Raw genomic sequence first — 9,093 nt, 5'->3', positions numbered from 1 at the left:
CCCTGCTCGCGGAAGACCGTCAGGCCCTCCTTCAGGCACAGCTGGAACCAGTCGCGGCAGGTGATGCGGTTGCCGGTCCAGTTGTGGAAGTACTCGTGGGCGACCACGGCCTCGATGCGCTCGTAGTCGAGGTCGGTGGCGGTCGCCGGGTCGGCCAGCAGGAGCGAGGAGTTGAAGATGTTCAGCCCCTTGTTCTCCATCGCCCCGAAATTGAAGTCGCGGACGGCCACGATCATGAACAGGTCGAGGTCGTACTCGCGCCCGTAGGCCTGCTCGTCCCACTTCATCGAGCGCTTCAGCGCGTCCATGGCGTAGGCGGCCCGCGGCGCCATGCCGGTGTCGACGTAGATGCGCAGGTCGACCGTGCGGCCGCTCATTGTCATGAGCTGGTCCTCGAGCACGTCCAGCTCGCCGGCCACCAGGGCGAAGAGGTAGCAGGGCTTGGGGAAGGGATCGTTCCAGACGGCGTAGTGGCGGCCGTTCCCGAGGTCGCCGGTCTCGATGAGGTTCCCGTTGGCCAGCAGGTGGCGGAACTTGCGGTCGGCCTCGATGCGGACGGTGTACTTGGACAGCACGTCGGGCCGATCGGGCCAGAAGGTGATCTTGCGGAAGCCTTCCGCCTCGCACTGGGTGCAGAAGCGGCCGCCGGACATGTAGAGGCCTTCCAGCGCCTTGTTGTTCACAGGGTCGATCTCGACCTCGGTCTCCAGCGTGAAGGCGGCCGGCAGATCCGGGATGGTCAGGAACTCCGCATCGATGGTGCGCTCGGCCTCGGTCAGGACGCGGCCGTCGACGGCCACGCTGACCGGCTTCAGCCGCTCGCCGTTGAACACCAGCGGCTCGGCATGATCGCCGTTGCGGCGGACGCCGAGCTGCGCCTTCACCCGCGTCGTATTGGGCTCGAGCACGAAGGTGAGGTGGACATCGTCGACCAGGTACGCAGGCGGACGATAGTCGGAGAGCCGGATCGGCTGGGGCGTTTCGGTGCGCATGGCGGCCATCTAGGCGTGTGGATGGGGCGGCGCCAAGGCAGGGCGAGTTACGCGAGGTCACACTTTTCTTGGCCGCGGCGGACGCGCAATGCTGGGGCCTGAGGAAACGCCAGGCCGGAGACAACCGGCAGGACAGGGGCCCCATGAATTTCGACTACACCGATGACCAGAAGTTCCTGAAGAACGAGGCGCGGAAGTTCCTCGAGGCAAATTGTTCGACGGCCAAGGTCCGCAAAGTGCTGGACGACGACGGCAAGGCCTATGACGAGGAGCTCTGGAAGGCCGTGGCGGCGCAGGGCTGGCTGGGGGCGGCGATCCCGGAGGAGCATGGCGGGCTGGGGCTGGGCCACATCGAGCTCTGCGCTATCGCCGAGGAACTGGGGCGGGCCGTGGCGCCGATCCCGTTCGCCTCGACGGTCTACTTCCTGGCCGAGGCGCTGATGCTGGCCGGCTCCGACGCGCAGAAGGCGGCGCTGCTGCCGAAGATCGCGGCCGGCGAGGTGATCGGCTGTGTGGCGACCTCGGAGGGGCCGGGCGTGCTGACGGCCTCGGCGCTGCAGGCCAGCGTCTCCGGCGGCAAGCTCTCCGGCGTGAAGCTTCCGGTCACCGACGGCGACATCGCCACCCACGCGCTGGTGCTGGCCAAGGAGGCCGGCCAAGCGGGGCTGTTCCTGGTGGACCTGTCGAGCGGGGTGACGCGCGAGGCGCTGAAGACGCTGGATCCGACCCGCGACGCGGCGAAGCTGACCTTCAGCGGCGCGGCGGCCGAGCGGCTGGGCGGGGCGGGCGAAGGTTTCGCCCTGCTGGAGCAGGTGACGGACCGGGCGGCGGTGCTGCTGGCCTTCGAGCAGACGGGCGGGGCGGACAAGGCGCTGGAGATGGCCAAGGCCTATGCGCTGGAGCGGTACGCCTTCGGCCGCGTGATCGCGAGCTACCAGGCGATCAAGCACAAGCTGGCCGACATCTACGTGAAGAACGAGTTGGCCCGCTCGAACGCCTACTACGGGGCCTGGGCGCTCAACACCAACGCGCCCGAGCTGCCGCTGGCCGCCAGCGCGGCGCGGATCGCCGCCTCGGAGGCCTTCTGGTTCGCCGCCAAGGAGAACATCCAGACGCACGGCGGCATCGGCTTCACCTGGGAGGTGGACGCCCACCTCTACTACCGGCGCTCGCGCCAGCTTTCCCTCGTCGCCGGCGCGCCGCGGGTCTGGAAGGAGCGGCTGGTCTCCCACCTCGAACGGCGCAACGCGGCGTAAGGAGCGGCACGATGGACTTCAACGACAGCCCGGAAGAAGCCGCCTATCGCGCCGAGGTGCGCAAGTGGCTGGAAGGCAATGCACCCAAGAAGCGCGTCGGGGGCGACGATCTGGAAGGCGGCAACAAGGACACCATGCCGGCCTCCAAGGCCTGGCAGGCGAAGAAGGCCGCCGCCGGCTACGCCCAGATCACCTGGCCCAAGGAGTGGGGCGGGCCGGGCGGTACGCCGATCCAGCAGGTGATCTTCAACGCCGAGGAGGCCAAGCACCCGGTGCCGCCGAACCCGTTCGCGATCGGGCTGGGCATGTGCGTGCCGACGGTGATGGCGTTCGCCGACGAGGACACCAAGAAGCGGTTCGTGGGCCCCGCCCTGCGCGGCGAGGAGATCTGGTGCCAGTTGTTCTCCGAGCCCTCGGGCGGCTCGGACGTGGCGGCGGCCCGGACGAAGGCGGTGAAGGCCCCGGACGGCTCCGGCGACTGGATCATCGACGGCCAAAAGGTGTGGACGACGGGCGCCCAGTTCTCGAACTTCGGGATCGTCGTCGTCCGGACCGATCCGGACGTGCCCAAGCACAAGGGCATGACGATGTTCTGGGTCGACATGAGCGACCCGGGGATCGAGGTGCGGCCGATCCACCAGATGTCGGGCGGGTCGGGGTTCAACGAGGTGTTCTTCACCAACGTGCGCGTGCCGGACTCTCAGCGGCTGGGGGCGGTGGGCGATGGCTGGAAGGTGAGCCTGGTGACGCTGATGAACGAGCGGCTGGCGGTGGGCGGATCGTCCGGCGCGGGCTGGGCCGAGTTCATGGAGGCGGCGCGTGGGATCACCGGCCTCGACGGCGGCCCGGCGCTCAAGGACCAGGCGCTGCGCGAGAAGATCGCCGACTGGTACGTCCAGGCCGAGGGGCTGAAGCACACCCGCAACCGCACCATGACGGCGCTCAGCCGCGGCCAGACGCCGGGGCCGGAGAGCTCGATCGGCAAGGTGGTGGCGGCCACGCAGATGCAGGACCTGGCCAATGCGGCGGTCGAGATGCTGGACCAGTACGGGATCATCAACGACCCGGCGCTGGCCCCGCTGAAGGGCGGCTTCCACGGTTCGCTGATGAGCGCGCCGGGCTTGCGGATCGCCGGCGGCACGGACGAGATCCTCAAGAACATCATCGCCGAGCGGGTGCTGGGCCTGCCGGGCGACATCCGCGTCGACAAGGACGTGGCGTTCAAGGACCTGCCCACGGGGCGGTAGGCGTCGCCGCCTACCGGTCCAGGCCGTGTGAGAACACGGCGATCATGTGGTCGGCGATGGCCTCGAAGTCGGTCGAGCGGCACTGGCCGTTCGACAGCTTGTCGATGCGTCCGGTCCGCGCCCAGGACAGCGTGATCGCGCCCGACAGCATGTGGTAGAACCAGTAGAGATCGGCGTCGTTCGAGGCGGGGCTCGCGCGCCGCAACAGATCGACGAACAGCTGCACCACCTCGTCGAAAGGGGTGCCCTCCAGCCCCGGGATGCCACCGGCCGGCGTGCTGTTCATCTGGGCGATGACGGTGAGGTAGCTGAGGTAGCCCTCGTCCCCCTGGCGGGCGAGCTCGAAGGTGGACTCCACATAGGTCCGCACCACGCCCGCGACGCTGATGCCGGGGCCCGCGTCGGCCGCGTAGGACTCGAGGGCCTGGCGGCGGACGGTGTTCACGTACCCGGCGCGGCGGGCGATCACCGCCAGGTAGAGGCCGGCCTTGGTGTCGAAGTAGTAGTGCAGCAGGCTGGGGTCGACGTCGGCGGCCTGACCGATGTCCTTGGTGCTGACGCCGTTGAAGCCGCTGCGCGCGAACAGCGCCTCCGCCGCGTCGAGAATCCGCTCCTGCGATTCCCCCCGCCGCTCCCGATTGGTCCTGCGCGCTCTTGCCGTCACCCGAGTCTCCTTCGCACAGCCTAGCCAGCCGCGCGCATGCCGCCCAGCATCTGATGTTTGACCCCTCGCCGGCGCGAACCGTTGGGCCGACTGGCGGCACATCGCGCGGGCGACCTATGTGGAGGACGATGCGGGCCTGCACCAGGACTACGACGCCAACCTGAGCCGCGCCTTCGGCGTCGCCAGCGGCGCCCCCGCTCAGCGAATGCCGGCGTGGCTAGGGCAGGGGGCGATGGAGGCGGCTACCGAGTCGCAGGCGCCTCCACCGGGACTCTGACCTAGGCAGACGGGTGAGCCGCTACGAGCTCAGGAGCCCATGAACAGCCTTTGCACCAGGGGACGGGCCACTGACCGCACCCTGCGGGCCACGGTCTCGCCGTCCATCCGGCCGTAGTAGTGGCAGTCGCAGAGCAGCTCGTGGGCGTCCTCCGAGGACAGCTCGAAGAACTTCCGGGCGTCGCCGAACGTGTCGCCTTCGAGGCCCGCCGCCCGCAGGAGCGGATCGGCGAAAGCCACCGAGATGGGGGTGTCGTCCTCGCGGATGCCGGCGCGATCCCACTCCGGCACGAACTCGACGCGCATCAAGGCCCTCAGCCTCCGCTGCGGATCGCGCTCGAGCAGCTCGGCCCAGCGTTCCAGACGCTGGCGCCTGGACAGCACAGGAGCTTCCACCGGGGTGAGCGCCGCCTCGGCGGCCACGTTTTCAATCGACTGATACTTCATTTCGCCTTCAAGCTCGTCGCCGAGCTCGCCTCCGACCGTCCCCTGTGGATGAAACGGGCGGGGCCGTCGGATGTCACAGGCCGGCCGAGCACAAGTTTTGGTGAAGGTGCGGGGGGCTTCCGCGCGGCGGCCCTCACATCTGACATGGCCCCAAATCTGTTCGGTTCAAGAATTGCCCCCGACCCTCCGCATCGCGACACTGCCGGACGAACCTATCGGGAGGGGCGCATGAAGGACCTAGCAGGCAAGACCGCATTCGTGACCGGTGCGGCGTCGGGCATCGGGCTGGGGATCGCCACGGCGCTGGCGCAGGCCGGCGTGAAGGTGATGCTCTGCGACATCGAGCAGGGCGCGCTGGACAAAGCCGTGGCGGCCCTCAAGGCGACCAACGCCGACGTCGAGGGTGTGAAGGCCGACGTGTCGCTGAAGGCCGAGCTGCAGGCGGCGGCCGACGCGACGATCGCGCGCTTCGGCAAGGTGCACATCCTGGTGAACAACGCCGGCGTCGGCGGCGGCGGGATGTACGGCGCGTGGACCGACGCGGGGTGGGACTGGCTGCTGGACGTGAACCTGCGGGCGGTCGTCTGGGGCATCGGCATCTTCGGACCGCTGATCGAGAGCCACGGCGAGGGCGGCCAGATCGTCTCCACCGCCTCGATCGCCGGCCTGATCTCGGGCGCCAGCAGCCCCTACAGCGTGACCAAGTACGGCGTGGTGGCGCTGTCGGAGGGCCTGCGCAACGAGCTGGCGCCGAAGGGGATCGGCGTGTCGGTGCTGTGCCCAGGCCTGATCCGCACGAACATCATGGACTCGGCCCGCAACCTGCCGGAACGGTTCGAGGGCGCAGCCGGCGGCACGGGCAATGTGGAATCGGTGGGGGCCATCCAGAACCTGCGGATGCTGCTGGAGACGCAGGGGATCGACCCGCTCTACGTCGGCGAACTGGTGCGCGAGGGCATCGAGAACGACTGGCCCTACATCTTCACCGACACCCAGTTCGAGCCGATGGTCGAGGCGCGCTTCGCCAACATCAAGGCCGGTTTCGACCGCATCCGCGACCGCACGCCGCCGCGGCCGAGCGCCGGCTAGAACGAGAAGGCGCAGCCGATGCCGGCGCGACCGTGGCCGCTGTCGCCCATCGGGCCCACATCGCCCGTCGCGCGGACCTTGCAGCCGTCCTTCGGCTTGCGGACGAGGTAGGGCTCGGGGTTCTCGACGTAGCGGCCGGCGAGGTCGAGATTCAGCCGTGGGTTGGGCGCGGCGCGGGCCCACCGCCGGGTCTCGCACGCCTGGCGCTCTTCGGCGCTCAGCAGCCGCGGATGATCGCACCCCGTGAGCCGCCGCAGGACGCGCTGGCCGCCGGAGGCCTGGTCACCGCCGTTGGGTGTGGCTGGGCGGGCGTCGTCCGCGGGCGGGTTCGGTCGCGCAGGAACGATAACCGCCAACGGCGTCAGCTGCTCGTCGCGCCGTTCCCGCATCGCTCGCGGGCGCTCGGGCCGCGCTGGGCGCTTGGCGAGCGTCACGATTGAGAGCTGCACAGCCCGCGCCTCGGGGAGCGGTTCAACCCGCGAGAGGTGGTGGGCCAGCAGGAAGAGGCCAACGGCGTGGAGGACGGCCGAGGCCAGGAAGACCGCAGGCCGCGCATGGCGGCGCCGACCCCGTGGCGTTGTCCGCGGCATGCACGCTCCCCGTCCGCAGGGAGCGACTTCGCGGTCGGTTGTGGGCCAAAGTGAGGCTTGGAAGCGGCCCTCAGGCGGTGAGCGGCAGGGTCTCGCGGGCGCGGCCGGCGATCAGCTGGCCGTAGAGGCGGGTCAGGGCCTCGAAGGTGGCGTCCCAGCCGTGGCGGGTCTCGGCGCGCCGGCGGGCGGCCGCGGAGATGGCGGCGACGTCGCGGGCGAACAGGGCGTCGATGGCCTCGGCCAGTCCGCCCGGCTCCACGTTCTGGGCGGGTTGGCCTACCTGGGCGTCGATGAGCTCGCCCACGCCGCCGCGATGGGAGCCGATCACCGGCAGGCCGGCCGCCATGGCCTCGAGCACGAAGAGCCCGAAGATCTCGTTCTCGTTGGCGTGCAGGGCTGCGTCGCAGGATGCGAGCAGCGCGGCGAGCTTCACCGGGTCGCGCTCGAAGTCGAGGCTGATGACGCTGGGCGACCAGGACACATCCTTGCCGGCGCCGACCAGCAGCAGCTTGTAGGGCGCGCCCAGGCGCTCCACCGCGGCCACCATGGAGTCGATGTTCTTCTCCCGCGCCGGACGGCCGGCGAAGACCAGGAGGCGGGTGTCCTCGGGCACGTCCAGGCGCTTGATGAGCTTGGCGCGGTCGCCGCGGGCGGGGTCGAAGAGCGCGGTGTCGACACCGAGCTGCTGGATCGACATGCGGTGGACGCCGGCGTCGGCGAGACGGGCGGCCATGTGCCGGCTGGGGGCGACCACGTGGTCGAAGCGCTGGTAGGCCTGGGCCCAGAAGGTGAAGGTGGGCGCCTCGGCCCATTCGCCGAAGTGCAGCGCCGCCAGCGCCGCGGCGTCGGTGTGGCAGAAGCCCACGACCGGCACGCCCAGGGCCTCGCCGGCGTAGAGCGCCGCGTGGCCGGGCACGAACACGTCGCCGGCCTCGATGACGTCGGGCTCCAGCAGCCGCAGCACCGTCTCCCACTTCGTCAGGCTGGCGGGCATGCGGTAGCCGTTGCCGAACGGCAGGCGGGTGGCCGAGATGGTCACGTGGCCCTCGGCCTCGGCGCGGGTGCGGGCGCCAGGCGTCACCAGGGTGTGGCGCACGTCGGGCCGGCGCTTGCTGAGCCAGGCCCGCTTGGCCATCAGGTAGCGTTTCACGCCGCCCGACTTGGGCGCGTACATCATCGTGGTGTCGATGAGGTGGAAGCCGGCGCCGCCCGTAGGCTCGGTCAGCGCCTGGGCCGTCCCCGGGTCGAGGCGGATGAGGTTGGCGTACCTGGGGGCGGTGGGGTCGAACACTGGGCCCGATCTCCGTGCGACTATGCTGCTGGCGGCGGCGGTGAAGAGCTGGGCCGAGGACGCTTCCGGAGCGACCTTGGCCTGAAGGGCCTCAAGGGTCGCGCGCCGGGGCGGGCGTCTCTTCCAAAGCCTGGCCAAACGTCGCGCCCCTCGTTTGCAGCAGGGCCATACTAGCGGCCACGCGCGTCATGTCATCGCCCACGGCGGCGCTTTCAAGGCCTGGTGGCAACGCATGCGCAATGAAGGTCATGAGCGCCCTCCGTTCAGCTTACTGGCTTGGCCGATAACCCGCGTGAGGCGGGGAAGTTGCGTCATCTTGGATCGTAGGCGCGGGCGATGTCCTGGCGGGCGGCGACATCGGGCAGGAATTCGGGCTCGCGGCGGGCCCTGGAGGCCTGTTCGAAGGCGTATCCGAGGCTGAGCAGCCGGGCCTCGGACCATGCTGGCCCGAGCAGGGAAATGCCGACCGGGAGGCCCTTGGCGTAGCCGGCAGGCACAGTGAGGTGCGGGTAGCCCGACACCGCCGGCAGTCGGGAGGGCGACCCGAAGAACGGGCTGCCGTTCACGGGGTCGACGATCGAGGGCGGGCCGCCGCTGGGCGAGACGATGGCGTCGAGTTTGTTCTCCGCAAGCATCCTGTCGAGCGCGTCCCGGGCAGCCTGCCGTCCGGCCTGGCACTTCGCCGTGTCGTCGGCGGACTTGATGTCCGGCGCGGTCGCGGCCGCCTCGAAGATCTCCTGCCCGAACAGCGCCAACTCGCGGGCTTCGCCGCGGTTGAAGGCGATCAGGTCATCCAGGGTGCGGGTCTTCACCGCCGCGGGGGTCGTGGCGAGATAGGCGTTCAGGGCGCTCTTGAACTCGATCCGCAGGCAATCGCGCTCGGCGTCGCCGATCTTGCCCATGGCCGCATCGTCCGGGCCCTTGATGTCGACGAGCACGGCGCCCTGGTCGCGCAGGGTCTTCAGGGCGGCCTCGAAGACCAGGTCGGTCTGGGGCGAGCGGCCCTTCCAGGTGAACCAGACGCCGATGCGGGCGCCCTTCAGCGCGTTGCGGTCGAGGGCCTTGAGGTAGTCCGCCTTCTTTGCATCGGCCTCCTTCGTCGCCGCGTCGGTCGGGTCGGAGCCGGCGATGGCGGCGAGCACGGCGGCGGCGTCGGCGACGGTGCGGGTCATGGGCCCCGCGGTGTCCTGCTCGGGCGAGATCGGCACGATGTGGGTGCGCGAGACGAGGCCCACGGTGGG

9 protein-coding genes are annotated in these 9,093 nt (G+C 70.0%); 3 read left to right on the top strand and 6 right to left on the bottom strand.

What is annotated here, in order from left to right; translation table 11 throughout:
• A partial coding sequence (locus tag VGD44_RS19030) for a M1 family aminopeptidase (protein WP_331089949.1) occupies window positions 1-992 on the bottom strand: 992 nt, incomplete at its 3' end.
• Window positions 993-1,135: 143 nt separating this feature from the next.
• Here VGD44_RS19030 and VGD44_RS19025 point away from each other — a divergent pair.
• Window positions 1,136-2,248, top strand: a complete 1,113-nt coding sequence (locus VGD44_RS19025; protein ID WP_331089948.1) for an acyl-CoA dehydrogenase family protein — start codon at window positions 1,136-1,138, stop codon at window positions 2,246-2,248.
• An 11-nt stretch (window positions 2,249-2,259) separates the two neighbouring features.
• Complete coding sequence (locus tag VGD44_RS19020) at window positions 2,260-3,495, top strand: acyl-CoA dehydrogenase family protein (protein WP_331089947.1); 1,236 nt, start codon at window positions 2,260-2,262, stop codon at window positions 3,493-3,495.
• Between the two features lie 10 nt (window positions 3,496-3,505).
• Here VGD44_RS19020 and VGD44_RS19015 read toward each other — a convergent pair whose 3' ends face one another.
• Complete coding sequence (locus tag VGD44_RS19015; protein WP_331089946.1) at window positions 3,506-4,159, bottom strand: TetR/AcrR family transcriptional regulator; 654 nt, start codon at window positions 4,157-4,159, stop codon at window positions 3,506-3,508.
• A gap of 306 nt (window positions 4,160-4,465) precedes the next feature.
• Window positions 4,466-4,882 (bottom strand): hypothetical protein, encoded by a 417-nt coding sequence (locus VGD44_RS19010; RefSeq protein ID WP_331089945.1) that lies wholly within the window; start codon window positions 4,880-4,882, stop codon window positions 4,466-4,468.
• A gap of 228 nt (window positions 4,883-5,110) precedes the next feature.
• On the opposite strand from VGD44_RS19010, the gene VGD44_RS19005 reads away from it, so the two are divergent.
• Window positions 5,111-5,971, top strand: a complete 861-nt coding sequence (locus VGD44_RS19005; protein WP_331089944.1) for an SDR family NAD(P)-dependent oxidoreductase — start codon at window positions 5,111-5,113, stop codon at window positions 5,969-5,971.
• On the opposite strand, the gene VGD44_RS19000 is transcribed toward VGD44_RS19005, so the two are convergent.
• The 3 genes from VGD44_RS19000 to VGD44_RS18990 all read right to left on the bottom strand — a co-directional run.
• Window positions 5,968-6,561, bottom strand: a complete 594-nt coding sequence (locus tag VGD44_RS19000) for a hypothetical protein (protein ID WP_331089943.1) — start codon at window positions 6,559-6,561, stop codon at window positions 5,968-5,970. The genes VGD44_RS19005 and VGD44_RS19000 overlap by 4 nt on opposite strands.
• Window positions 6,562-6,631: 70 nt before the next feature.
• Window positions 6,632-7,852, bottom strand: coding sequence for a glycosyltransferase (locus tag VGD44_RS18995; RefSeq protein WP_331089942.1), 1,221 nt, complete (start codon window positions 7,850-7,852; stop codon window positions 6,632-6,634).
• Between the two features lie 311 nt (window positions 7,853-8,163).
• A partial coding sequence (locus VGD44_RS18990; protein ID WP_331089941.1) for an amidase family protein occupies window positions 8,164-9,093 on the bottom strand: 930 nt, incomplete at its 5' end.

The sequence above is a fragment of the Phenylobacterium sp. genome, assembly GCF_036402295.1.
Taxonomy (GTDB): Bacteria; Pseudomonadota; Alphaproteobacteria; order Caulobacterales; family Caulobacteraceae; genus Phenylobacterium.
This window is presented reverse-complemented; position numbering and strand designations above follow the sequence as displayed.